Origin of the sequence: Streptomyces sp. RB17 (genome assembly GCF_009604455.1) — a bacterium.
Lineage (GTDB): Bacteria > Actinomycetota > Actinomycetes > Streptomycetales > Streptomycetaceae > Streptomyces.
Map to the genome: position 1 here is coordinate 461513 of NZ_WEGL01000005.1, position 25295 is coordinate 486807.

Annotated in this window: 21 protein-coding genes; 10 read left to right on the forward strand and 11 right to left on the reverse strand. The window is 70.9% G+C overall.

Features of this window, described 5'->3' with window-relative positions:
- Positions 1-103: 103 nt before the first annotated feature.
- A complete protein-coding gene (locus tag SRB17_RS23900) occupies positions 104-1741 on the forward strand; it encodes a sigma-70 family RNA polymerase sigma factor (protein WP_153542026.1) in 1638 nt (545 codons plus the stop codon).
- Positions 1742-1834: 93 nt separating this feature from the next.
- On the opposite strand, the gene SRB17_RS23905 is transcribed toward SRB17_RS23900, so the two are convergent.
- Positions 1835-3133 (reverse strand): lanthionine synthetase LanC family protein, encoded by a 1299-nt coding sequence (locus tag SRB17_RS23905; RefSeq protein ID WP_323376156.1) that lies wholly within the window; start codon positions 3131-3133, stop codon positions 1835-1837.
- Positions 3134-3447: 314 nt separating this feature from the next.
- On the opposite strand from SRB17_RS23905, the gene SRB17_RS23910 reads away from it, so the two are divergent.
- From SRB17_RS23910 to SRB17_RS23930, 5 genes are all read left to right on the forward strand, one after another.
- Positions 3448-3909, forward strand: a complete 462-nt coding sequence (locus tag SRB17_RS23910; protein ID WP_267133453.1) for a DUF2199 domain-containing protein — start codon at positions 3448-3450, stop codon at positions 3907-3909.
- Positions 3910-4143: 234 nt separating this feature from the next.
- Positions 4144-4497 (forward strand): VOC family protein, encoded by a 354-nt coding sequence (locus tag SRB17_RS23915; RefSeq protein ID WP_153542030.1) that lies wholly within the window; start codon positions 4144-4146, stop codon positions 4495-4497.
- A gap of 155 nt (positions 4498-4652) precedes the next feature.
- Positions 4653-4877, forward strand: coding sequence for a hypothetical protein (locus SRB17_RS46525; protein ID WP_153542031.1), 225 nt, complete (start codon positions 4653-4655; stop codon positions 4875-4877).
- Positions 4878-5235: 358 nt separating this feature from the next.
- The gene (locus tag SRB17_RS23925) at positions 5236-6120 is read left to right on the forward strand and encodes an alkaline phosphatase family protein (RefSeq protein ID WP_416237079.1); all 885 of its coding nucleotides are present in this window, start codon (positions 5236-5238) and stop codon (positions 6118-6120) included.
- A gap of 263 nt (positions 6121-6383) precedes the next feature.
- Entirely contained in the window at positions 6384-6728 is a 345-nt protein-coding gene (locus SRB17_RS23930) for a hypothetical protein (protein WP_153542033.1), read from the forward strand.
- 90 nt (positions 6729-6818) lie between these two features.
- Here the strand turns inward: SRB17_RS23930 and SRB17_RS23935 are convergent, their stop codons facing one another.
- Positions 6819-7526: a TetR/AcrR family transcriptional regulator gene (locus SRB17_RS23935; protein WP_153542035.1), complete on the reverse strand. Its 708-nt coding sequence runs from the start codon at positions 7524-7526 to the stop codon at positions 6819-6821.
- Between the two features lie 127 nt (positions 7527-7653).
- Here SRB17_RS23935 and SRB17_RS23940 point away from each other — a divergent pair, with 127 nt between their 5' ends.
- Together SRB17_RS23940 and SRB17_RS23945 are read left to right on the forward strand one after the other, a co-directional pair.
- A complete protein-coding gene (locus SRB17_RS23940; protein ID WP_153542037.1) occupies positions 7654-8610 on the forward strand; it encodes an NAD-dependent epimerase/dehydratase family protein in 957 nt (318 codons plus the stop codon).
- 146 nt (positions 8611-8756) lie between these two features.
- Entirely contained in the window at positions 8757-10175 is a 1419-nt protein-coding gene (locus tag SRB17_RS23945; protein WP_323376157.1) for an MFS transporter, read from the forward strand.
- Here the strand turns inward: SRB17_RS23945 and SRB17_RS23950 are convergent.
- The 5 genes from SRB17_RS23950 to SRB17_RS23970 form a co-directional block, all read right to left on the reverse strand.
- Positions 10172-10543 carry an ABC transporter permease subunit gene (locus tag SRB17_RS23950; RefSeq protein ID WP_323376209.1) on the reverse strand — a complete coding sequence of 124 codons (372 nt, stop codon included), beginning with the start codon at positions 10541-10543 and terminating at the stop codon, positions 10172-10174. The two genes, SRB17_RS23945 and SRB17_RS23950, sit on opposite strands and share 4 nt — an antisense overlap.
- 127 nt (positions 10544-10670) lie before the next feature.
- Positions 10671-11240 (reverse strand): TetR family transcriptional regulator, encoded by a 570-nt coding sequence (locus SRB17_RS23955; protein WP_153542039.1) that lies wholly within the window; start codon positions 11238-11240, stop codon positions 10671-10673.
- 129 nt (positions 11241-11369) lie between these two features.
- Positions 11370-11522, reverse strand: coding sequence for a hypothetical protein (locus tag SRB17_RS48105; protein WP_153542041.1), 153 nt, complete (start codon positions 11520-11522; stop codon positions 11370-11372).
- Between the two features lie 71 nt (positions 11523-11593).
- Positions 11594-12490, reverse strand: coding sequence for a LysR family transcriptional regulator (locus SRB17_RS23965; RefSeq protein ID WP_323376158.1), 897 nt, complete (start codon positions 12488-12490; stop codon positions 11594-11596).
- 168 nt (positions 12491-12658) lie between these two features.
- Positions 12659-13519 carry an NAD-dependent epimerase/dehydratase family protein gene (locus tag SRB17_RS23970; RefSeq protein ID WP_153542044.1) on the reverse strand — a complete coding sequence of 287 codons (861 nt, stop codon included), beginning with the start codon at positions 13517-13519 and terminating at the stop codon, positions 12659-12661.
- Between the two features lie 252 nt (positions 13520-13771).
- Here SRB17_RS23970 and SRB17_RS23975 point away from each other — a divergent pair, with 252 nt between their 5' ends.
- Together SRB17_RS23975 and SRB17_RS23980 are read left to right on the forward strand one after the other, a co-directional pair.
- Positions 13772-14995, forward strand: a complete 1224-nt coding sequence (locus SRB17_RS23975) for an MFS transporter (protein WP_153542046.1) — start codon at positions 13772-13774, stop codon at positions 14993-14995.
- Positions 14996-15069: 74 nt separating this feature from the next.
- Positions 15070-15768, forward strand: a complete 699-nt coding sequence (locus SRB17_RS23980; RefSeq protein ID WP_153542048.1) for a DUF1275 family protein — start codon at positions 15070-15072, stop codon at positions 15766-15768.
- Positions 15769-16217: 449 nt separating this feature from the next.
- On the opposite strand, the gene SRB17_RS23985 is transcribed toward SRB17_RS23980, so the two are convergent.
- The 4 genes from SRB17_RS23985 to SRB17_RS24000 form a co-directional block, all read right to left on the reverse strand.
- Positions 16218-20294 (reverse strand): discoidin domain-containing protein, encoded by a 4077-nt coding sequence (locus SRB17_RS23985; protein WP_153542050.1) that lies wholly within the window; start codon positions 20292-20294, stop codon positions 16218-16220.
- A 450-nt stretch (positions 20295-20744) separates the two neighbouring features.
- Positions 20745-21794: an aldo/keto reductase gene (locus SRB17_RS23990; RefSeq protein ID WP_153542051.1), complete on the reverse strand. Its 1050-nt coding sequence runs from the start codon at positions 21792-21794 to the stop codon at positions 20745-20747.
- Positions 21795-21944: 150 nt separating this feature from the next.
- Positions 21945-22784, reverse strand: a complete 840-nt coding sequence (locus SRB17_RS23995; RefSeq protein ID WP_153542053.1) for an SDR family oxidoreductase — start codon at positions 22782-22784, stop codon at positions 21945-21947.
- 179 nt (positions 22785-22963) lie between these two features.
- Positions 22964-25252, reverse strand: coding sequence for a SpoIIE family protein phosphatase (locus SRB17_RS24000; RefSeq protein ID WP_194294111.1), 2289 nt, complete (start codon positions 25250-25252; stop codon positions 22964-22966).
- Between the last annotated feature and the right edge of the window lie 43 nt (positions 25253-25295).

The following is a 25295-nucleotide window of genomic DNA, read 5'->3' on the forward strand; positions in this document are numbered from 1 at the left end:
CCGACTGAGACCCACTTCCGAAGAACTGTTATCCGAGGCGCGTCGAGCGATCTCCCAGGTATCGGACACAATCGTTCGGCCTCGATGACAGGAAGCATTTGATATGGGTACGCAGGACGCGGCGGAGACGGCGATACTGGTCACGGCCGCCCGAGAGGGCGACACGCAGGCTCAGGACGCGCTGGTCAACGCCTACCTCCCGCTGGTCTACAACATTGTGGGCCGAGCCCTGAACGGCTCGGTGGACGTCGACGACGTGGTGCAGGAGACCATGTTGCGCGCCCTGGACGGGCTGGCGGAACTGCGTACGCCCGAGCGCTTTCGCTCCTGGCTCGTGGCGATCGCGATGAACCAGGTACGGGCGCACTGGCAGAACCGGCGCTCCGCCCCGGGCACGATGGACGAAGCCCAGGATCTGGCCGATCCGGGGGCCGACTTCGTCGATCTGACGGTGGTCCAGCTCCAGCTCGCCGGACAGCGCCAGGAGACAGCACAGGCGACGCGCTGGCTGGAGCCCGATGACCGGGGACTGCTGTCACTGTGGTGGCTGGAGTGCGCCGGCGAGCTCACCCGGGCCGACGTGGCCGCCGCCTTGGACCTGTCGCCCCAGCACACAGCGGTACGCGTACAGCGGATGAAGGCGCAGCTCGAGGCTGCCCGCGTGGTCGTACGAGCGCTCGACGCGCGGCCACGCTGCGAGGAACTCCGCATCGTGCTGGCTTCGTGGGACGGCCGGCCCTCGGCTCTGTGGCGTAAGCGAATAGCCAGGCACGCACGCGGGTGTGCCCGCTGCAGCGGACTGTGGAGCGGTCTGATGCCCGCGGAAGGACTGCTGGCCGGTCTGGCGCTGGTCGCGGTGTCGCCCGCGCTGCCGGCCAAGATGTCCGCGTTGTCGGGGAGCCTTGCCCCGGCAGGTTCTGCCGCACGACCCGGCGTCACCCGGGGCGACACCGGATCGGGCCCGGGCGCCGCACGACGTGGCATACGGGGCGGCGCGACAGGCTCGCGCCGCCAGTCCCGTCTACGTCGGCGTATGCGGCGCCGAGCTGCCGGTGGGGCCGTCGTCGCGGCCTGCGTCGTCGGTGGTGGTCTGTGGTACTTCGGTACGGACTCCGGAACCGGCCGCGACACCGCGAGCGCGGAGCGAAGAGCGGCCGTCCCCGTACCGGACCTCGTCGCCACGCCCGGTGCCGGGGGTGTGTCGCCGTCTGCCTCACCCTCTCCGTCACGGCCGAAGCCGAAGAAGTCGCGGGCCGCCAAGGCGGGGGGCCGTGCAACGGAGAGCCGGCCCGCCGACCGACAGCCCGCCCGTCCGACTGCGACCCGGGCGAGCACGCCGCCGGCTCCGTCGGCCCCGGCCGACGACGTCGGCCAGGTCGTTGCGCTCGTGAACAAGGAGCGGGCAGGCGCCGGCTGTGGTCCCCTCACCGAGGACCCGCAACTGGAGAAGGCGGCCCAGAGCCACTCCGACGACATGGCCGCTCGTCAGTTCTTCGACCACACCAACCCCGACGGCGCGGACCCCGGACAGCGCATCACGGCCGCCGGCTATCGCTGGTCCACGTATGGCGAGAACATCGCCCGAGGCCAGCAGACCGCCGCAGCCGTCATGGAGTCCTGGATGAACAGTCCGGGTCACAGGGCGAACATTCTCAACTGCTCGTTCAAGGACGTCGGCGTGGGCGTGCACAAGGGTGCCGGCGGCCCGTGGTGGACCCAGGACTTCGGCGCGAAGCTGTGACGGCATCCGCGGGCCCCGTTCGCCTGCGGCACCTATGAGCCTGAGCGGGGGACGCGAACAGAGCCGTTCCCTGCGGGCGCGTGCACCCGTCGATCACGGCATGGCGTCGGTACGAGAGGGTCCGATCGTGACCCGAGCGGGCACCGGAGGCTGGTCCGGCCAGGTGAACGCGTACCGGGGATCGCCCCCACGGACCAGCCGTACGAAGCGCAGGAGTTCGCGGACGATGCCTGCATTGCCCATCGCCCAGCCGGTGCACGGTTCGAGGTCGCTCGGAGTGGCCCGGTGCTCGACGTTGGACCAGCGGGCGCCGTCCGTGTCCCGGACGGCACGGGCGGCCAGGTCCGCGACCAGGACGTGGGCGAAGTCGTACCCGTCGTGCTGTTCGGCGATCCGGTCACAGGCCAGGGCGAGGACGCCCGCGGTTCCGCAGCAACGGCCGCTGTTGTCCCAGAAGCCGGGGCGCAGCCGTCGGGGCAGGCCGGAGTGGGTGACCGTGTGCCAGCAGCGGTCGGCGAGGGCGGGCCAGACCGGGTCGCCCGTGACGTCCCGCAGGAGCCGGAAGACCTGGGCATCGCCGGCCGGGCCATGGCACCAGCCGAAGCTGATGGGTGCGATCACCTCGGGCCGGTACTGAGGTGTGGAGTGCGGCACGAGGAAGCCGTCCGGGCCGGCCTCGTCACGCGCCACGACGTTCGCGGCACCGGCCAGCGCCAGTTCGACCAGGTCCGTACGGCCGGTTGCCCGGCCGACCCGGGCCAGGGCCAGGACGATGCCGAGTGAGCCGTGCGAGATGTGGTGCAGACGGGAGTCGATGCCCGCGCGGTGCGCCCACTGCACGCCCGCCGGGGTCTGCTCGGCCGTCCGCACATACGGTTCCATGGCGAGCACGGCCAGTTCGGCGTCGCCGGCCACGAGCGCGCCGAGGCCGATCCCCGCGTTGCCGCCCATCAGCTCGAACAGCTCGCCCCAGCGGGTCCCGTCGAAGCGGGACCGCACGCGTTCCAGCGCGCGGTCCGCGGCCGCGCCGGCCGCCTTGCCGCCGAGTTCGTCGTGAACGGCCCGCAGGACCACGGCCATTCCGGTGCGGCCGAAGTAGAGGGAGTCGTCGTCGAATCCGTCGACGGAGCCGACGAGTCCGCGGGCCGCGCGCAGGGCGGCATCGGCGTAGGAGTCGTCGCCGAAGTGCCGCCAAGCCTCCAGGAGTACGGCGACGATCCCGGCCATACCGCTGTAGAGCGTCGGGTTGGGTTCGTCGTCCGAGGGCCTGGTCGTCCAGGAAAGGCCCCCGCCGGCCGTCTCCCGCGCCGCCGCGGTCAGCCACCGCAGCCCGTCCATCGCCAGTTCCTCGACCTCGTCGACCGCCACGGCCGGGGCTTGTGGTGCCGTCACAGGCCCACTCTCGCATGATCGTACGTAGCCGCACAGAGGGCAGTGCCCTGGAACCCCTGCGTCGGTGCGGTACCAAGGGCTGAGGACCGCGATCTGCCGGCCTCCGTCGGCGTCGGCACCGCAGCCTGGCGAAATTCGGAGACGGCCGCCCTCGCTTCGCCCCACTTCGCCGCCGCTCGCAGGCGGAAGGACTTCCTCCGGGCTTCGTAGGCTCGCTGGGCGACCGTGAGCCGCTGCTGGCTAAGCTCCCGTCCATGGCTCATGACCTCGGCTTCACATGCTCATGCTGCGGGCAGTACCACGCAGAGCTTCCGATGGGTTACTCCACCATGGCGCCTGACGTCTGGGATCAGCGCTTCGCCGACGATCCCGACAGCATGCTCTCTTCCGACCAGTGCGTCATCAAAGGCCAGCACTACTTCGTCAAGGGCCTGATCGAGATACCCGTGATCGGCCGGGGGGACCCCTTCTCCTGGGGCGTCTGGGTCTCTTTGAGCCGAGACAACTTCGCCCGAGCTCTTGAGAGGTGGAACACGCCCGGCCGCGAGGCGGAGAAGCCGTATTTCGGCTGGCTGACCACCGAGCTGAGCCTGTATGCGCCCAGCACCCTCAACCTGAGGACGCACGCCCATACCCGACCGGTCGGCCGGCGCCCCTTCATCGAGCTGGAACCCACCGACCATCCGCTCGCCGTCGAGCAGCGCACCGGCATCACCGAGGACCGCGTGCGCGAAATCGCGGAGGCCGTCCTCCACCCCAACAGGGACGATCTTTGATCCACTTCGTGGAACGGGGAGAGCTGGGAGCCCTGCACCTCACCGCGGCGCACCCACCCAACGTCGGCCCGCCACATGCGGGGAGGCACGGTAGGTCCCACCTGGCCTCAACGGCGGCTACACCGTGCGTCGACCCGTCTCCTTCAGGTGGCTGCGGGGCCGTACGCGACGACCGCATGGCCTTATGAGACTGGTGCCCGGCCCACCCGATCGCCGTCCTGGCAAGATGGCGGCATGGAACGTGTGCTTGGAATCGGTGGATACTTCCTGCGGGCCGCCGACCCGGCGGCCCTGAACGCGTGGTATCGCGATTGCCTGGGCCTGGACGCCGATGAGAACGGGCTGTGGCGTCAGGCAGTCGGGCCGACGGTGTTCGCGACGTTCGAGTCCGAGACCGACTACTTCGGGTCCCGCGCTCAGCAGACCATGCTCAACTTCCGCGTCCGCGACCTCGATGCGATGCTCGCGCAATTGCGCGCCAGGGGAGCGGACGTGGCCGAAGAGACTCAGGACATGGAGGGCGTCGGCCGATTCGGCTGGGTCACCGATCCCCAGGGTAATCGGGTCGAGCTGTGGCAGCCCGCCTGACCGAGTCCGGACGCCGGTGCGCCGCCCCGCCGACGAGCAGGCCTGCGCCCGCGCACCCTGGCCCGACCGCATGCTCGTGAGGTCGTCCCGATCACGGACCAGGAGGTGCCGCCGGCCCCGTCCCGGACGTGCGCACCGTTTCCTACACTCGCCGGATGAGCAACTACACGTGCACTCATTGCGGCACAGTCGGTCTGATGGAGGGTTTCATAGAGGACGCCGGCGAGCACTCGCGTGGTTACGCACGCTGGATCGAGGGCGCGTTGGAGCGGGGGATTTTCGGGGGTGCCAAGCGTATGGGCCGACCCCGGCGGCAGATAGAGGCGTTCCGATGCCCCAAGTGCGGGCACTTGGAACTGTTCGCCACCGGCGAGGTGTAGGAGGCGGCCTCGTTGTCCCTGGCGCCCCGTACGGGCCGGCGTATGCGGCACACCGGGGCGCCTACGGGCTCCAGGCGCCCGCCTCGAGCTGCTGGTCCGCGTGTGCTCCAACTCGACAGCCAGGTTCCATCCGCGCCGCCGGGACCCGTTCCGGCGGGAGGCCCGTTGCCGGGGCAACCCCCGGGCAGATGAACGCGAGGAGTGGAGGGGCCATCGGCAGCCAACGGCTGTTTGACGGGTCTTCATTGCCAGGCACCTGAAGGCCGTGACGGCGCACCACTACTCTCCTACCGCCTGATCAGAAAGGACCTGATCAGTGGAGAACCTCCCCGCTCACCGCCCACACAGGAGGTCCACCGTGTCCTTGCTGTCCCGCATCAAGCGCTCGCGCCGGGCGCTCTCCCTCGTCCCCGCCCTCCCCGCCGCCCTGGTCGGGGTGTGGGCCGCCGCCCCGGCCGCGCAGGCCGCCGCTCTGCCCACCCCCGACCACGTGGTCGTGGTGGTGTTCGAGAACCACTCCTACGAGCAGGTCATCGGCAGCTCCAGCGCCCCGTACCTGAACAACACGCTGAAGGCCGGCGGCGGCAACCTCACCAACTCGTTCGCCATCACCCACCCCAGCCAGCCGAACTACCTGGACCTGTTCTCCGGGAACAACCAGGGCATCACCACCGACAACTGCTACACCCCGCAGTTCAGCAGCGCCGCGAACCTCGGCTCCGAACTCATCGCCGCCGGGAAGACCTGGGGCAGCTACAACGAGGGCCTGCCCTCCGAAGGCTCCACGGCGTGCACCAACTCCGCGACCAAGTACGCCCGCAAGCACAACCCGTGGTTCGCCTTCAGCAACGTACCGCTGAACACGGCACACACGTTCACGAAGTTCCCGATGGACTACACCACCCTGCCCAAGGTCTCGTTCGTCATCCCGAACCTGTGCGACGACATGCACGACTGCTCCATCACGACGGGCGACAACTGGCTGAAGAACAACCTCGGCGCCTACGCCACCTGGGCCCAGACTCACAACAGCATCCTGGCCGTCACGTTCGACGAGGACGACAGCTCGCACAGCAACCACATCGCCACGGTGTTCTACGGCGCGCACGTCGCGCCGGGCAGTTCCACCGCGACGCACTACAACCACTACGACACGCTGCGCACCCTCGAGGACCTGGCCGGGCTGACCACTCACGCCGGGGCCGCGGCCAACGCCTCCGACATCGCGGGCATCTGGAACTGACCGTGAGTCAGGCTCAGCACATCACCGGCCCGCGCCGCTGAACCAGCAGCAGGACCGTCGTCTCGCCCGAGGCGACGGTCCTGCACCCCGCCCCGCGACCGCCCCGTGTCCCCACCACTCGGCCGGCTGCGCCGACACCGAGTCGAGGCTCCCCAGTGCTCCAGCAGGTAATCGCCGACCAGCACGGCCGCGACCGGGTGGAAGGCCTGGCTTCGAGGCGGCGGCGTCGCCTCTCGGGTGGCAGGATCAGAGTCGTGTCCGTCATGAACAAGCTGCAGATCAAGCCCGGTCAGAGTGTCGTGGTACTGGGCCGGCCCGACGACGTCCATCTGGATGTGGAGGCCGCGGTTGACGCGGCGTCGGCCGATGCGGTGCTCGTCTTCGTGACCACCTCGGGTGATCTTCTCGGGGCGGATGCCGAGGCGGTGCTCGCCGCCGCGCGGCGCGATGCCCTCGCCTGGGTGGCCTACCCGAAGGGCGGGAAGCTCGGAACGGATCTGAACCGGGACACGTTGGCCGCCGCGCTCTCCGAGCGCGGTGTACGGCCCGTGCGCCAGGTTGCGATCGACGACACCTGGTCGGCGCTCCGGTTCCGGCCTGCCGACTGATCGCGGCAGCACTTCACCAGACGGTGGTTGCGAGGACACCAGTGCGTGGCGACGCCATGGGCCTGCTTGCGCGATTCGAGGGGGACCCGGTCAGTCCAGGGCGAAGGTGTCCGCGAGCGCGTCCATCTGTGCCGTGAGCAACGTGCCTGCGTCGTGGCCCATGCCACGGAACTGGCCGGAGACTTCCAGGCTCACGGCGCCATGGAGCTGGGTCCAGGCCAGCACGGCTCCGGCCAGGGCCGTCCCCTCGCCGTCCGCGCCGACGTGTCCGCGGGCCCATTCGGCAACCGCGGTGTCCTCATGGGCCCACCTCGTCATCTGGTCCACGAGTGGCCGCACCGAGGGAGCGGGCTCCGCACCCTCGAAGCAGGCCAGGAACGGCCCCAGCACCGACCGTGCGCTGTCCAGGGTGTCGGGCGGGGCCGTGTAGCCCGGCACCGGGGTGCCCTCGATCAGCAGATAGCGATGAGGGTGCGCGACGGCCCAGGCGCGCACGGCCGTCGCGAGAGACTGCAGGCGCAGCCGCGGGGCCCCATCCGAGGGCACCGCGTCGGCCGCCGCCGCGACCGCGGCTCCAAGGTCCGTGTAGGCGTCGCGGATGAGGTCGGTCAGCAGCGCGTCACGGCTGTCGAAGTAGCGGTACAGAGCGGGGCCGGACAGGCCGACCTCCTTGGCGATCCGGGTCAGCGCCACGGACGCCGTACCGCCCTCCGCGAGTTGCCTGAGCGCGATCTCCTTGATCTCCGCGCGTGTCCGCTCCCGGTAGCGGGCCCTCGGGCTGAGCGATGCGTCGGCCATCAGCGACTCCTTTCGCGATCTCGTGACACACCTTAACGCCGGTCCTGACCAGCCACTTTTGCTAGACATTCTAACTGGAGTTACAGTCTCTAACTAAACAGAGTATGGATAACCCAAGGAGTCGGTCATGTCCGCTGCCACCGCCCCCCGCGCCCTGCATGCCGTCCTCGGCTCCGGGCCTGCCGGAACCGCGCTCGCCCGCGAGCTGGTGCGCCGTGGCCACGCCGTACGGCTCGTGGACCGCACCGCCGGCGGCGCGGCCATCGACGGCGTCGAGCGGTACGCCGCCGACGTCAGCACCGCAGACGGCGCGCTCCGGGCGACAGCCGGAGCCGCCGTCGTCCACCACTGCGTCAACGTCGCCTATCACCTCCAGGTCGAGGTGATGCCCCGCATCCAGACAGCCGTCCTCGGCGCCGTCGCGCACACGGGCGCCCGCCTGGTCGTACTCGACACCCTCTACCCCTACGGCGAGACGGGCGGAGCGGTGATGTCAGAGGACACCCCGTGGAACGCCACCAGCCGCAAGGGCCGCATGCGGGCCGAACTCGACCACCGGTATCTGACCGCCCACCGCGAGGGCCGGGCCCGGGTCGTCCTCGGCCGTTCCGCCGACTTCGTGGGTCCAGGCGTGCTCAACTCCACCCTCGGAGCATCGGTCTTTCCCGGTGCGCTGACCGGCGGAGACGTTCTGGGCATGGGCGACCTCGACCTGCCGCACAGCTACACGTACATCCAGGACGTCGCCGCCGGCCTCGCGACACTGGGTGAACGTCCGCACGGCGACGGCCGGGTATGGCACCTGCCCACCGCGCCTGCGGTCAGCACGCGCGAGATACACACCATGATCGAGAAGCGCGTGGGCCGCCCGTTGAACGTCGTGGTCCTCGAAGAGCCCCGCCCCTTCGGCCCGTTCGACGAGCAGTTCATGGCCGAGTACGCCGAGATGTTCTACCAGCACACGGAACCCCAGATCATGGACTCCTCCGCCTTCGAGCGCGCCTTCGGTGTCACCCCCACCTCGCTGGGGGATGCGCTGGACGCCACGCTGGCCTGGTACCGCGGGTGGCCGGCCGGCCAGTGACAGCCGCCCCGCCGAGCCGACAGCCGGTGACGGCCCGCAGGCGCGGCCGTGCGGCACGGCAGCCCGGTCTTCCCGGGATACGAGGTACATGTCCCTTACTGTGGCGTTCGGTTGTGTACGTCCGCGCGCGGGGACGGGGTGAGGCCGTGGCGTTCGCGGAGCCGAGCGACGGCGGTGGGTCCCTGCCCTCTCACCCGTCGGTTCCCCGGCCCGAGCGGCGCCGGTGGGCACCGCTCCTCGCCGTGTGCGCCGGGTATTTCATGGTCATCCTGGACGTGACGGTCATCAACGTCGCCGTGCCCGTGATCGGCCGGGACCTGGCGACCTCGCTCACCGGCATCCAGTGGATCACCGACGGCTACACCCTGGTCTTCGCCGGCTTCCTGCTGACCGGTGGCGCGCTGGGCGACCGGCTCGGCAACCGACGCGTCTTCTGCTGGGGCGTGGCCGTGTTCACCGTGTCCTCGGCCGCGTGCGCCCTGGCGCCCGACGCCCCCTTCCTGGTCGCCGCCCGACTGCTGGAGGGGTTCGGCGCGGCGCTGATCGTGCCCGGTTCCCTGGCCCTGCTCCAGCAGGCCTACCCGGCGCCGGCGCAACGCTCGAGGGCCTTCGGGCTGTGGGGTTCGATGGCGGGCATCGCCGCGTCGGCCGGGCCGCTGCTCGGCGGCCTGCTGGTGTCCACGGTGGGGTGGCGCTGGGTCTTCCTCATCAACCTTCCCGTCGGTGCGGCCTGCCTGCTGCTGACCCTGCGGCACGTGGCGCGGTCACCCCGGCAGGCCGCCCGGCCCCTCGACGGGCCGGCGCAGTGCGCGGTCGTGGCGACGGTGACGCTGCTGACCGCGGCGCTCAACGAGGCCGGACGGCGCGGCTGGACGGACCCCGCCGTCCTCGCCGGCGTGGGCCTGGCCGGTGCGGCCGCCGCGGTCTTCGTCGAACGGGAGCGGCTTGCCCGGTCGCCCGTTCTGCCCCTTCGCCTGCTGCGCTCACGGGCGATGAGCGGGGGAGCCGTCATGGGGCTGCTGTTCAACTTCGGCTTCTACGGCATGGTGTTCACCGCGAGCCTGGAGTTCCAGCACCAGCGTGGCTTCACCGCCCTCGGCACGGGCCTGGCGCTGTTCCCGGCGGTGGCGATGACCATGTTCGCCTCCGTCCTGTCCGGGCGGCTGTCCCGCCGTACCGGTGACCGTCCCCTGGTCGTCGCCGGCATGCTCCTGGCCGCCCTGGGGCTCGCGGGTTGGGCCGCGGCGGGTGCCGATCCCGCCTACCCGCTGCTGGTGGCGCCGATGATGGCCGCCGGATTCGGCACGTCCTTCGCCCTCACCGGCTCCACCGCCACGGTGATGGGCGCCGCGCCACCCTCGTACGCAGGCGCCGCCTCCGCCCTGTTCAACACCGCCCGGCAGATCGGCAGCGCCACCGGCGTGGCACTCGGCGGCAGCCTGCTCGCCACAGCCACCCACTACGCCACCGGGCTGCGCACCAGCATGACCGTCGGCGCGCTCGCCTACCTGACCGCGGCGCTCCTCGCCTGGCTGTGTGTGCCGGCGGGGACCCGAGAGCGTTAGCGGGGTCGTGTGCGCGGCGCTGTTGTCGCCGCGTCGCCCCGGCCGCCGGTTCCCGCCTTCAGCGCCCCGGCGGTCAGTCCGCGTACGTAGTACTTCTGCACCGACACGTACAGCACGAGGCAGGGGATCATCGACACGACCGCGCCCGCGGCGAGGTGTCCGAAGCCCACCTGGCCGTGCACGCCCTGTTGCAGGTTGCTCAGCTCCACCGGCAGCGTCACGCGGTCCGATTTGGTGATGAAGGTCAGCGCGCAGAGGAAGTCGGTCCAGGTGGCGAGGAAGGCGTACAGCAGCACGGTGAGCATGCCGGGCAGCATCAGCGGCCGCAGCACCCGCACGAGCATCTGGGGCACGGAGGCGCCGTCGATCTTGGCGACTCCTCGATCTCGTGCGGGATGGCGAGAAACGCGTTGCGCATCACGAACACCCCGAACGGCAGGTTCATGGTGGTGGAGAACAGCACCGGTGCAGGGAGCCGTGGGCCGGCCGAGCGTGTCACTCGGCCGGCATCAGACGCCCGGCCAGTGCCTCCACCGAGGCGATGACGGCCGCACGGTGTCGCTTGAGCCGGGACTTCTCGTCGTCGCCGGTGGGGTTCCGGATGGCGGGAGGCGTGAACAGCCAGGACTGGGCGGCCGCAAGGGCGATCATGAGCGCGTCCATGCCGGTCTCCAGGTCGGTGCCGTGCGCGTCGGCGACGGCCTGCGCCTTGGTGAGATGGGCCTCCAACTCGGCCGGTGACGCCTCCGGCTTCTCCAGCGTCTTCCACTGGGTGAGCCGGATCAGGTCCGGGTCGGCGATGAAGGCGTCGAACAGGGCGCCCGCGTAGGCCGGCAGGTCGTCCGCGGTGAAGGGAACGACGTCCGCGAGGACCTGCAGCCGGGCTCCGAGGACGGCGTCGAAGAGGTCGGCCTTGGAACCGAAGTAGGCGTAGATCGCCTGCTTGTTGGCGGGCGCGTTCTTGGCGATCCGTTCCACCCGCGCCCCGGCGAGTCCGTGAGCGACGAACTCCTCGTACGCGGCCTCCAGCAGTCGCGCACGCGTCGCGGAAGAGTCATACCCCATGACCACAGCGTAAAATACAAACGGCTGGATTAAAAAGCCGGCTGAGGGCGCGGGCCGCCGCGTCGTCCCCGCAGTGCACGCCAGGGGAGGAGATCGACAGCAGGGAGGTCGCTACGCCCCACCGGTCCATCAACTCCAGGTGTGCGGACGCCTCCCAGTCCGGGAACCTCGCCATGCCGTCCGGCTGCCCGTGCCCGCGTCCTGCGCGGCCTGAACGTAGCGCGGGGTGAGGAAGTGGGCGTGCACGTCGGTCAGCGGAGTGCGCTCCGAGGCCACGGTCATGGTCGACTCTCCTCTGGGCAGGACAAGGGTGTTCGTATGGATGCGGCCCGAAGTACCCCGCCGTGCCCGGTTCAGGGCCCGGGCGGGCGTTCCTCGGTCCGGGGCGGGCCCAGGGTCTGCGCCGCGGCCTCGGCGAAGTCGTGGATGAGGGGGGAGCGGCGGGACGCCACCCATGCCAGGGCCACCTCGTTGGGGCCGATGTCCTCCACGGGCAGCGGAACGACGTCCGGGCGGGTGTAGAAATTGGCGGTGGACAGCGGAAGCACGCAGATGCCGGCTCCGGAGGCCACCAGCTCCAGCTTCTCCTCCACCTGGTGGATCGCCGGGACTTCCGGGCGCCGCCTGCCGCGCAACTCCAGTGCCACGTCACGCCATTCGGGAACGGCGTCCGGGTCCTGGAGCAGATGCTCGGAGGCGAGGTCGCTGACGGTCACCGACGCCCTGTCCGCCAGGCGGTGCCCCACCGGGACTACGACGACCCGCGGCTCCCGGAAGAGCGGCCGCACCTGCAGGCCGTGCTGGTCGATGGGCAGCCGTACGACACCGACGTCCGCCCGGCCGTCCAGCAGTACCTCCACCTGGTCGTCCCAAGTGGTGCGCAGCAGGCGCACGTTGACGCCGGGCTGACGTGTGGTGAAGACGGCCATGGCGGGGGTGACCGTGATGCCGGGCATGAAGCCGATGGTCAGCGTGGGAGTGCTCTGCGTGGCCTCCTTCACCCGCCGGACCAGCGCCTGGGCCGAGGCGAGCAGCGGGACGGCGTCCTCCAGCAACTGCTCGCCGGCCGGAGTGAGCAGCGTGCCGCGCCGGTCGCGGTCGAAGACCTCGGCGCCCAGGTCGTCCTCCAGGCTTCGGATCTGCCGGGACAGCACGGGCTGGGCGATGTGCAGCCGTTCGGCCGCGCGTCCGAAGTGGAGTTCCTCGGCCACTGCCACGAAATACCGGAGTTTCCGCAGGTCAAGATCCACCCGGACTCACCGCTCACTTTCCCCTGAGGTGTCCCGTCTGGTCACTCGGCCGTCCCGACGACCACCGCCTCGATCGCCCCGTGGGACGACCGAGGCATGTGGTCATGAATCTACTGCCCCGGGCGGGCCGCGCCGTCACAGACGGTGCCCACTCCTGCCCGGCCTGGTTCACTCGCCGGCGGCGAGCACGGCCAGCGGATCGGTCCGCACCGGGGTCCACCCCAGCTCCGCCTCGGCGCGTGCCGGGGTGAGCTGCTGGTCGAGGGCGAAGGCGTCCGCGATCGGACCCATCTGCTCGCGGGCCTGCTCCAGAGTGATCGAGGCGACCTTGCCGTCGAGGCCGACGGACCGGGCGACGGCCAGCGCGCACTCCTTGGCGGTGGGGTTCACGCCGCCCACGCCGACGTACACCGAACCGGGCTTCGCCTTGAGCGCGGCGACATACAGCTCCGCGATGTCGTCGATGTGCACCAGCGCCCAGCGGTTCGCACCGTCGCCGATGAAGGGGATGGCGCCCGCCGCCTTGCCCGGGGTGGTGTAGAAGATGTCGATGAGGCGGTTCTCGCCGCCGTACAGCAGGCCGGGCTGCACCACGACGGGGCGGCCACCCCGCTGGGCACGGTCCAGGACAGCGTCCTCGACGGGCTTGCGCCAGGCGACCAGGGCCGGCGGGTTCCAGGGAGCGCTCTCGTCCACGACCCCGCGGGTGTCGCCGTACACCCACGTGCCGCCGGTGTGCACATAGGTGCCGGTGCCGATGCCGTCCTGCATGGCGGTGGCGGCCGCGAGGTCCTCGGTGCCGGTCTCGGCCTGCGCCAGGTGCACGACCGCCTCGGCGCCGGCCGCCGCCGCGTTGAGTACGCCGAGGTCTCCCAGACCCCCGCGCACCGGCGTCGCCCCGAGGGCGCTGACCGTCCCGGCGGCACGGTCGTTGCGGGCCAGTGCCTCGACGGTGTGCCCGTGGCGGACCAGCGCGCTGATCGTGGCCTTGCCGATGTATCCGGATCCGCCGGTGAGGAAGATCTTCATGGGTGTGGCTCCTGTCTCCGTGGGCCGGTGATTTCGCTGACCAGCCTGCGCCCGGGGACGGACCCCCGTCCAAGACCTCTTCCGCCACCCGTGATACCCGACGGGCATCACGCGAACCCATGTCCATCGGGTATCAGCGGCAACGCAACAGGTCTTGGACAACTGCGCACCTGCCCCGGAAGTTGGACTCCGGGGCAGCAAAGTCGCTGCGCCCCACAGACCAGCTCCCTGCCCGACACCAGGAGATCCTTCATGTCCCGCATCGCCACAGTGCGGCCCCTCAACGCGGCGGCTCCCGCACCCCCCGGCATATCGCGCGCCCTGACCCTGCTGCTGGCAACGGCTACCGGTGCGATCGCCGCCAACGTGTACTACGCCCAGCCACTCCTCGACGTGATCGCGCGCTCCATGGGCACGTCGGCGGGCGCCGCCGGTGTCATCGTCACCGTTACCCAACTCGGCTTCGCCCTGGGTCTGGTGTTCGTGCTTCCACTCGCGGACATCGTCGAGCGCAGGTCCCTGCTGACTGTTCTGCTGCTGCTCGACGCCGCCGCCCTCGCCGCGGTGGGTTTCGCCCCCGGACTGGCCGTCGCCCTGGTCGCCTTCGCCGCGCTGGGCCTCGCGAACGTCGCGGCCCAGGTGCTCGTGCCCGCCGCGGCCCACCTCGCCGACGACGCCCGGCGCGGGCGCGCCGTGGCGACCGTCATCAGCGGCCTGCTCACCGGCATGCTGCTCGCGCGGACCGTCGCCGGTGTGGTGACCGAACTCGTCGGCTGGCGCCCGTTGTTCGTCGGTGCGGCGGTGCTGATGATCGTCGTCAATGGTGTCCTGCGCCGTGCCCTGCACGGCATGGACGGCCTCCCCGGCCGGCGCGTCGGCTACGCAGAGGTGCTGGGCTCCACCGTCCGCCTCTACCGAGCCGACGCCAGGGTCCGCGTCCGCTCCGTCTACGGCGCCCTGGGCTTCGCCGCGTTCAGCGTCTTCTGGTCGACCGCCGCACTCCAGCTCAGCCGGAGCCCGTTCAGCTACTCGCCGGCCGTCATCGGCCTGTTCGGACTCCTGGGCGCGGCCGGCGCGCTGGCCGCCAACCTCACCGGCCGCGTCCGGCGGCACACCCACCCCCTGCCCACCGCCGTCGCCGTCACCCTCATCGGCGTCGCCTACGCCGTGCTGTTGCTCGCCGGCCACACCCTGGGCGGCATCATCGCGGGCGTGCTGATCCTGGACATCGGCGTGCAGGGGCTGCACGTGCTCAACCAGCGCGTCATCTACGACGTCGACGCGGCGGCCCGCAACCGGGTCAACAGCATCTACATGACGTTCTACTTCGTGGGTGGAGCACTTGGTTCGGCCGCGGCCTCCCTCATGTGGTCGCAAGCCGGCTGGGGCGGCATCTGCGTGACCGGCCTCGCCGTCACCGCGCTCGCGTCCGTGCTGTGGGCGTGCACCTCCCTCCGTGGCCGCGCTCGCGCGTAACAGACGGTTACGATGGGCTGCCGAAAGTGACCGAAAGTGACGAGTGAACTCTCGGGGGAACGGTGGAGCACCACATGCGGTCGAAGGCCGGCCCGGGACGATCCCTGCGCATCGCCGTGGTGCTGCTGGTGGCGGCTTCCGGTGCCCTGGAGTCCGTCTCCTTCCTCGGCCTCGAGCGGGTCTTCGCTGGAGTCATGACCAGCAACCTCGCCCTGCTCGGCATGGCCGTCGGCCGGGGTGAGGTCGTGTGTGTGACGGCGGCCGTGCTGGCACTGGCCGGCTTCGGCCTGGGCGCGCTGATCGGTGCCTGGTGCACCCGCGGAAGCGCCACCGTGGCCACTCACTGGCCACGGCGCGTCATGATCGTCCTCGCCGCAGAGGCGGTCCTCCTGGCCGTGGGCGCGCTGGTCTGGGGGCTCACCGGCGGCATGCCCGGCGGGACGACCCGGGACATCATGCAGTTCGGGGCAGGGCTCGCCATGGGGGCACAGTCCGCAGCCATGGTGGCCGCCGGACAGGCCGCCGCGCCCACCACCTATCTGACCGGCACGCTGGCCACCTACATCGTCAAAGGCATCCACAGCGGCCGCCAGGGCGTCTGGGTACCTCTGCGATTCGCCGGCCTGGTCGTGGGTGCCGCCGTCTCCGCCGCGCTGTTGAAGGCAGCGCGCGCCTGGGCCGCCGTTCCGCCCGTCGCCTTGATGCTGTGCGCGATCGCCGTCGCCGGGGCACAGCTCGGCGGCGGCGCGCCTGACTACGCCGGCCGTTCCTGATCGACCGACCGGCAGTCCAGTCGCCCTTCGGCGACATGGCCAGTCACACGACGGATATACGGTCCGTCCTGATTTCCCGGCATGGGGAATGACGGCGTGACCGCTGAAGACGTGCGGTTCCGCCGCTGATGGCAATCCGTGGGCGGGACGGTTCTCCGGCTCGTCCGGAAGCAGCCAGGAGACCGAGATGACAGTGGGCGCGCGCGTCGGGTTCACGGAAGCCGCACGCGAGGTGTGAGCGCCTGAGCCGTGATGCCGTCCGACGCACCACACCTGCCCCCGCCCTGCCCGGTCCCGGCGGTCGCTGGGAGCGGGCAGAGGTCCGCGTGACCTATCACATCGGCCTGCCGGTCCTCGTCGCCCCACCCGGGGCTGGACTGAGCCCGGACAACGGCCGGGCAGGCCTTCGGTCCCGCCCGAGCGGCCGGGACCGAAGGGGAGGACGCGCCTCAGCCGTGCAGTGTGGCGACCGGGCTGTTGTACGCCTCCGCCGTCAGCACCGGGTGTCGTGAGGAGCATGCCTGTGTCGGCCACGACAGCCGGACCGTCCGGGACTCGCCGGGCAGCAGCCACAGGTAGTTGTCGCTGTACAACGTCGGCAGCACGCGGCGGCCGTGCGGGTCCTCCAGCAGCGACAGCCGGACCATGGAGGCCACCGCCGAGCCCTGGTTGCGGACCACCGCCGTCAGCTCCTGGCGGTCATGGGAACGCGTCACCCGGGTGATCGCCCCCGTCAGCCTGACCTGCTTCGCCTTGTTCAGATCCCGCAGAGCTGCGGCCTCCCGGTAGCGCCAGTAGGTGTTCCGGGACAGTTCCCTGCCGCCGGAGTCCTCCAAGGTCAGCCGCAGCAGGTGCAGGTCCGGAAGATCGTCCGTCCACGCGGCGGTGAACGCCTCGGCGGTGGCCGCCCGCGACACGTCCACCCGTGCCGTCCTGCTCGTGCCGAGCTGCCGGCCGGACAGGTCGAAGAGCCGGGCGGTGACCGTGGCGCCGCGCAGGTCCGCCGCGGTGTGGTTCACCGCGATGACCTGCCACTTCACCGGATCGGCCTGCACGTGCAGCGGCTCGCAGGCCGAACGGGCGCCGAAATACATGCCGTTGACGTCGAAGTCGTAGTCGTACGTCTGCCAGACCGTGCTGTGCCAGGCGGGGTGGGACATCCACAGCATCAGTCCGGAGGCGTTGTCCCACAGGTTGGCGTTCCAGGCCTCGAACATGGCCCGGGCGTTCTCGTAGTTGACGAACTGCGCCTTGCGGGCGAAGTCGTCCAGGTCGCCGGACTCGCCGAGGCGGGCCTCGATGGCCGCCTTGTAGTTCTGCGGCGCCTGGTTCCCGTGCTCGCTCCAGTCGTGGTAATACCACGCGCCCCGGATGGGCCACTCCGGCTCGCTGCCCGTCATGCTGCGGGTGCTCGCCGCAGTGGAGACGACGGGCATGCCGATCTCGGTGTGGAAGCCGAAGTCCCGGCTGCCGTACGTCATCGGGTCGAAGTACTTCTCCGGCTCCACCCAGCCGTAGGGGCCGCCGCCCGTGACGATGCCGCCCGCCGAGTTGTTCTGGTAGAGCAGGCCGGGCACCTGCTGTTCCACCGCCTCGCGCATCCCCTGGTCGATGGCGGCCGGCGGGTTGCCCTCGTTCGCGCCGCACCAGACCACCACGCTCGGGTGGATGCGGTAGCGCAGCACGGTGTCGCGGGCGAGCGAGTTGAACGCGTCGTGGTCCGGCGGGTCCATGCCCCACGCGTTGGGGAAGTCGTTCCACACCAGGATGCCGTGCCGGTCGCAGGCGGCGAAGAACTCCTCCCGGTCGCTGCTGCCGACCCAGTTGCGGATCATGGTGAAGTTCATGTCCCGGTGCATGCGCACCGCGGCGTCCATGCGCTCCGCCGGCATCCGGCGCAGCAGTTCGTCCCAGCCCCAGTTGCCGCCGCGCGCCAGCACGCGCACGCCGTTGACGCTGATCTTCAGCGGGTCCGGAGTGTTCGACACGGACTTGACGTCGGACCACTGCTCTCCGTCGTCGGACACCTGGATCGTGTACGACTTCGGGTACGCGGTCTCCCAGACGACGGCCACGCGGTCGAACGTCCGCGAGGAGCCGAGGTCCACCTGGATCCACTGGTGGTCCTCGTAGGCCGAGGACCAGCGGGTGTTCGGGTCGCCGTCGGTGGCGTGCGAGGCGGGATGGTCGGGGTCCTCGGTGGAGGCCGTGGCCTTCTGGTGCAGGGCGAGGTCGGTGCCGGGGTCGCTGCGGTCGACGACACCGAACGACCACAGTGAGTTGCCCCAACTGGTGTTGCGAAGGTCGCAGTTGAGGCGCACGTAGCGCGCGCTCCGCCGGTCGAAGTCCTCGACCTGCAGGCTGGCGTTGCCGTTGCTGAACGGCAGCGGCACCGCCCCGTTGTCCACCGACTTCACGTCGGTCCAGTCCGAGCCGTTCGAGGAGACCTGGACGACGAAGGTCTTCGCGTATGCCTGCTCCCAGGTGAGGTCGACCTGGTCGAAGGACTGCGTGGAGCCCAGGTCGACGCTGATCCACTGGTCGTCCTCGTAGCGCGAGGACCAGCGGGTGCCGGCGTCACCGTCGGTGGCATTGGCCGCGCCGTTGCTGTCCTGATCGGTGCTCGACGCCTCGGCGTGGGCATGCAGGGCGAGGTCGGTGTCCGGCCGGGTGCTGTCCCGGACGGAGAGGGTCCACAGCGAGCTGCCCCAGGAGGTGGCGCGCGTCAGGCATCGGATGCGGACGTGCTGGGCCTGCTGGCGGTCGAAGGCCACCGTCTGGGTGCAGGCGTCGCCGGACCCGGTGAACGCGAGCGGTATCTCGTACTCGTAGCCGAACTGGCGGATGCCGAAGCGGGTGGCGCGCCGGTCGCTCTCCTGGCCGCCCACCGCGGTCGTGAGCGTGAGGTCGTGCAGGGTGGCCTCGCCCAGACCGTTCGGCCACCACAGTTCGGGGTCACGCAGTCTCAACCGCTGGAAGGCGTCCGGGGCGAAAACGACGTCCAGGCTCTCGCCGCCCTGCACGGTGACGGTTTGCGACACGCGCACGCCGTCGAAGGCCGCCGTGACCGTCGCCTGGTGGTCGATGGCGTCCGCGTTGCGCACCGGGACGACGATGGTCAGCTCGGCCACCGACACATCCGGCAGCGTGGGCAGCACGGTGTCCACGCGCGGGTCGCCGATGACGACGTGCCCGGTCGATCTGAGCCGGACGTGGTTCCAGATGCCCGCCGCCCGGTCACGTACGGCCGGCATCCAGTCCCACCCCGAGGACGCCAGATACGTGGGGGAGTTGAGGTTCATCTGCTGTGCGCCGGCGTCCACCCAGGACTCGCCCAGCGGACCCTTGTCACCGGGGCTGCCGGGGACCGGCATCGGCGTGATCTTCACCGCGAGCGCGTTCTCGCCGTCCGCCAGGAGGTGCCGGGTGACGTCGAACGCGGCGCGGGCGAAGGGGTACGTCAGGCCGCCCACCTGTGCGCCGTTGAGCCACACGTCGGCCTTGTGGTTGACGCCGTCGAACTCCAGCCAGGTGTGCAGGCCGGCGCCGGTGCGCAGGCCCCGGGGCAGCGTGAAGTCCCGCTTGTACCACCAGGAGTGCCGCGACAGCGCCTCCGGGACGTGCAGGTTGTTCAAGCCCGCCACGGGGTCGGGCAGCCTGCCCTGCTCCACGAGTGAGCCCAGCACCGTGCCGGGAACGGTCGCGGGCAGCCACGTACTGGTGTCCACGGACGTCCTCGACAGACCGGCGCCGTCCGCGCCCGCCCAGTCGTCCATGGTGAGCCGCCAGCCCGAGTCCACGGGCACGGTCCCGTCGTCGGCGACCGTGAGGCTCGGCGCCTCGCCGTGCCGGGTGCCCCAGTCGGTCCACCCGGTGGCCGAGGGGCGGTGGCCCTTGGCGGTGCCGTACACCTCGAAGCCGTTGAGACCGAGAGGCAGCGGACTGGAGCGCTTCTGGGAGGTCATGCGTACCCAGCGAGCGGACACCGGGCGGGGGAGCTGGACGTCCACGACGCCACCGGTTCCCGCCGTGCTGCGGTACACGGTGGTCCAGGATGTGTCGTCCAGGGACGTCTCGACGGCGAAGACGACGGAGTAGCTGGACTGGATCTCCTTGCCGGTGGTGCCACTGTGCACGTTGCCGGTGGTCGGTGGCGTGAACACCGGGTCGGAGGCGTCCGCCTCGAAGGTCAGGCGGACCTGGGTGACCTCACAGGCTGCCTGCAGGTCGACGGACATCCACTGCGGGTCGCCGTCTTCGGCGCGCCAGCCGCTGCCCCGGACACCGGGGGAGGCGAGGCGGTCGACCGCGAAGGAGCCGGGGGTCGCGGCGTAGGCGGTCGAGGAGACCGAGACCGGCCGGTAGAGAGCGAGTTCACCTGGGCCGGCGGAGGAGTCGACCGGTGCGCCGGCAGGAGCGGCGACGGCGGTCGGCGCGGTGAGCAGGGAACCGACACCGAATCCGGCCAGCAGGGTGGTGCCCGTGGTGATGACGGTCCGTCGCGACGGGCCTGGCTGATCGGTCATGAATATGACGCCCCATCAAGAATCGGCGGCGCAAGCGGAACCGACTCCGCGCGCCTGTGCCGCAGAAGGAATGACAACGTTGCCAAAGGCTGTGTTGCACGCCGCCTCATGTCAACCCCGGTGCGCGGATCGGCAGGTGAATCGCTTGCGCCGTCCCTGCCGGGTACCGGCGGACGGTGGCGATGGCGAACGTGGGAAGACCGGCCCGTGGCGTGTGTGCCAGAAGTCGGTCACCTCAGGGCCTCCACGAGGGCATCGGCGCGGACGCGGCAAGAGCGGCACTGTCCCTGCCGTCCGCCGCGTCGGCCGGGCGTTGCAGATGTGACTGACAGCGGACGGTGGTCTTGCCGGCGACATCCACCACGCCGACGACAACTGCGACACGCCCATCTCGTCTCGTAGGTTGGGGGGGAGCTTGCCCGCTGGGACAAGGCCCTGTGTGCGGACCGGTCAGTCGCCGGCCTTCACGCCGTTGATGACCGTGGTGCCCTGCTGGGCGGGGACACCGAGGGTCTTGAGGAAGGGCAGGGGGAAGGCGAGGGCCGGGGCGGTGAGGTGGTTCAGCTCGGCGACATGCTCGGGGGACAGAACCACGTCCAGGGATGCCAGGTTGGCCTCCAGCTGGGCCACCGTGCGGGCGCCGATGACCGTGGCGGTGGTCAGCGGCTGCCGGCGCACCCAGGCCAGTGACACCGCCGCGACCGTGGTGTCCAGCTCCTTGGCGATGCGGGCGAGCACGTCGAGCAGGGCGAAGGTCTGCTCGTTGAGGTGGTGGCCGACGAACATGCCACGGCCGGAGCCCTCCGGCTCGTGGTTCTCACGTGTGTACTTGCCGGTCAGCACGCCGTTGGCCAGCGGGCTCCAGGGCATGATGCCGAGGCCGAGTTCCCGTGCGGCCCCGAACAGCTCGCCCTCCGAACTGCGCTCCAGCAGCGAGTACTCGAGCTGCAGGGCGGCCACCGGGGTCCAGCCGCGCCACTCGGCGAGGGTCGCCATGCGGGCCACCGCCCACGCCGGGGTGTCGGAGAGGCCGACATAGCGGACCTTGCCCTCGCGGACGAGATCGTCCAGCGTGGACATGGTCTCCTCCAGCGGTGTGTGCTGATCCCAGTTGTGCTGCCAGTACAGGTCGATGTAATCGGTGCCGAGGCGCTCGAGGGAGGCGTCGATGTGCTTGCGGATGGCCTTGCGGCTGGTTCCGCCGTTGTTCGGGTCGGTGGGGTCCATCGAGAGGGCGACCTTGGTCGCGATCACGAGCCGGTCGCGCCGGCCGGGATTCTTGCGCAGGTAGGAGCCGATGACCTGCTCGGAACGGCCCTCCGTGTAGCGGTTCGCGGTGTCGATGAAGTTGCCGCCCGCGTCGATGTAGCGCGCGAGGATGTCGAGCGAGGTCTGCTCGTCGGCACCCCAGGAGGGGTCGCCGAAGGTCATGGTGCCCAGGGCCAGGGGGCTGACGCGAAGGCCGGTGCGTCCGAGCGTGCGGAAGTCGGTGAGGCTCATGGCGGAATTCCTCTGGGTCTGCGGGGGAGTTGTCGGGGCCGCAGGGACGGCCCCTGTCCGGCACGACAGGTGAGCCGGAGACGGAGGGCCGTGGGCGCCACGCCGTCGGGCGGGGCGCCGGGCCGGCCACCGGTCGTGGCCGCCTGGTGATTACCGGGCGAAGTCGGTCGAGAAGGCGATGGACTTCGTGCGTTCGAGCTCGGCGAGCCGGCCCTCGAGCGCGCGCTTGATGGCCCCGTAGGAGTCGCTGCCGAGCGCGAGACGCAGCGGGGCCGGGCTGATGTCCGCGGAGTTGATGATCGCGGTGGCGGCCTTCTCGGGGTCACCGGTCGCGTCGGCCGTCAGGTTGCCACCGGTCGCCTGGATGTACCGGCGCACCTGGCCGACCGGGGTCGAGGCGTAGGCATCGAGCTCCGGGGCGATGGAGAGCACGGAGCCGAAGCCGGTGCGCACGACGCCGGGTTGGATCATCGTGATCCCGATGCCGAACGGCGCGACCTCGGGCGCCACCGACTCCATGAATCCCTCCACACCCCACTTGGAGGCGTGGTACATGCCGGCGCCCGGCGTGGTGATCTGGCCGCCCATCGTGGAGGTCTGGATGAACCGGCCGCCGCCCTGGGCGCGCAGGCGGGGGATCACGGCGCGGGCGAGCTGGATCGGGGCCGTCATGGTGAGGGCGATCTGCTGCTCGATCGTGGAGTCCTCCAGCTCCTCGGCGGCACCGACGGCGCCGGAGCCGGCGTTGGAGAAGACGACGTCCACCCGACCCAGCTCCGCGAAGATCCGGTCCACCATGTCGCGTAGAGCCTCCGTGTCCGTCACGTCGAGCGGGGCCGTCCAGATCCGGTCCCCGTACTCCTTCACCAGGTCGTCCAGGCGCTCCGCGCGCCGCGCCACGGCGGCGACGTGGTCGCCCCGCCTCAGGAGCTGCTCCGTCACCTTGCGGCCGATGCCCGACGACGCCCCGGTGACCAACCACGTGCTCATGACCGTTCCTCCGAGTCCGATCGAACCTGTGATGGTGATGTGACCGTCTCTGGCGGACGGCCGCCGCCGGAATGTCATCCATCCGGTTGGTTGGAATTTAGCGGGCACCCTCGAGAAAAACAACCGGATGGTTTAGAAGGCGGCTCCGAGGATCGCGCAACCGGCGGAAGATGGCTCGTCTACGGCGACGCAGCCGTACTCGTGCTCTGCTGTGCCCAGACCGTCTTGCCCACCGCGTGGTACCGGATGCCCCATCCGTCGGCGACGCTCGCGACGATGAAGAGGCCGCGGCCGCCCTCGTCGATCGCGCGGGCGTGTTTCAGGTGCGGGACGCTGTCGCCCGCGTCGCGGACTTCGCAGGTCAGACGCTCGTCGAGAATGAGGCGCAACCGGTAGGGCGGGGCGCCGTGGCGCAGGGCGTTGGCGACCAGCTCACTGACGACGAGTTCCGTCGTGAACGCGTCGTCCGCGCCGACGCCCCAGGCGTCGAGCTGCCCGCGCACCGCCGCCCGGGCCTCCGGGACGGCCGCGAGGTCCTCGGCCAGCGGCACCGTCAGCACCTGGTCGGCGGGCTGTCCCGTGGGGCGCGCCAGGAGCAGCAGCTTCTCGCTCCCGTGGTGGTCCCGCAGCGCGTAGGCGAGCCTGTCGCTCAGCTCGTCCAGCGGCAGCTCCGCTCCCTCGCGCAGCACCGCACGCAATCCCGGCTCGCTCTCCAGCAGGTCTTCGTTGCCGAGCGCGAGGATGCTGCCGGCCGGCAGCGGGAGTTCGGTCGCGGGAAAGGGAGAGCGGTCGGTGCCGGCCAGCACCGGGCCTCCCGGCACGGGCAGGGTCTGCGCGTCGCCTCCGGGCCGGATCAGGTACGGCTCGGGCAGGCCGGCGCGCACGAAGGTGCAGGTCTGGTCGACCGCGTCGTAGACAGCGATCAGGCAGTCGGCGGTCAGTGGCTCATGGTGCAGCGGGTCCCCGGCAGGGAGCGCGGACCGCTCGGAGGCCAGCAGCGCGGCGGTGTCGCTGAGCCGTGCCATCAGTTCGTTCGGCTCCAGGTCCAGCGCGGCCAGTGCGTGAATGACCGTCCTGAGCTGTCCCATCGTGGTCGCGGTGGCGACACCCCGGCCGACCACGTCCCCGAGCACCAGTGCGGTCCGGCCCCCGGCCAGTTCGATCACGTCGAACCACGCGCCTCCACCGCCCGGCCCCGCGATGTGCATGCGGGCCACGTCCATGGTGGACGGCGCCGACCTCCGCTGCGGCAGGAGCCTGCGCTTCACGGTTGCGGCGATGGTCCGCTCCCGGGTGAAGCGGCGGGCGTTGTCGATGCACAGGGCGGCGTGGGCGCACAGGTCCGACGTCAGCGCGATGTCGTCCTCGTCGAAGGGTTCCTCGTCCCGGTGCCGGTAGAAGCTGACCACCCCCAGCGCCTGGCCGCGCACGGTGAGCGGCGCGACGATCAGGGAGTGCGCGTCCGACCGGGCGATGGCGTCGGCCCGCGCCGGGTCCGCCGACAGCCAGGGACTGTCCTCGGTCACGGGGACGAGCCTGGGCCGCAGGTCGTTCAGGACGCGGGAGAAGGGCGTGCCGTCCGGCAGCCGGCGTACGTCCCCCACCGGGTGAGCCGACATGAGCCCCTTGAAGGCGGCTCGCCGCAGCGGCACGTCGTGGTCCACCGGAGCCAGCGGCGGCTCCTCGCCCCGGATGACGTCCTCGATGACTTCGACCACCACGATGCTCGTGAACGCCGGGGCGACGGCGTCCACCAACTCCTGGCACACGGCCACGACTTCGAGCCGCTCACCCACGGTGGCGCGGACGTGCTCCAGGAGCTCGAGCCGCCGTAGTGCCCGCTCGTGCTCGGTCACGTCGAGGGCCGAGGCGACGAGACCCAGCACCTCGCCGTCCACCCCGTCGAGGCGCACGTACGACAAGGAGTAGTGCCTGCGCCGGCCCCCGCCGATGTTCGGGACGGACCGCACGACACGCTGCAGCGTCGGCTCCCCGGTCATGAGGACCCGCAGCGCCGCCGCGCGCTCCTTCTCGGGATCCTCAAGCCCCAACGCCTCGGGAAAGTCCTGGCCGGCGAGCGCGTCCTCCGTCCCCGGGGGTGCCTCGCCCGTGCCGATCCGGGACCGGACGATGCGGAGATCCGCGTCCAGGACGTGCAGGCCGATCGGCGAGTGGACGAACAGCGTCCGCAGGATCGCCAGATCCCGGTCCGTGGTGCCCTCACCGTGCTCGTCGCGCACCTCCCACGTGAACGAGTCGCCGGAGACCACCGGCCGTACGGACATCGCGCCCAGAGCCGCCGGCGGGGTCCCGCGTCCCGTGGTGCCGTCGTCCCCGCCCATCAGCTCGGCCACGGTGCGGCCCTCGGCCTCCTCCCGGGAGCGGCCCAGCAGGTCCGCGGCCCGCGCCGACCATTCGACGATGCGCCCGTCGGCGGCGATGCGCAGGAGGACGGCACCACTGGACATCGCACCACACCTCCGCTCCGGCCCGCGCCCATGTGTCCCTTCC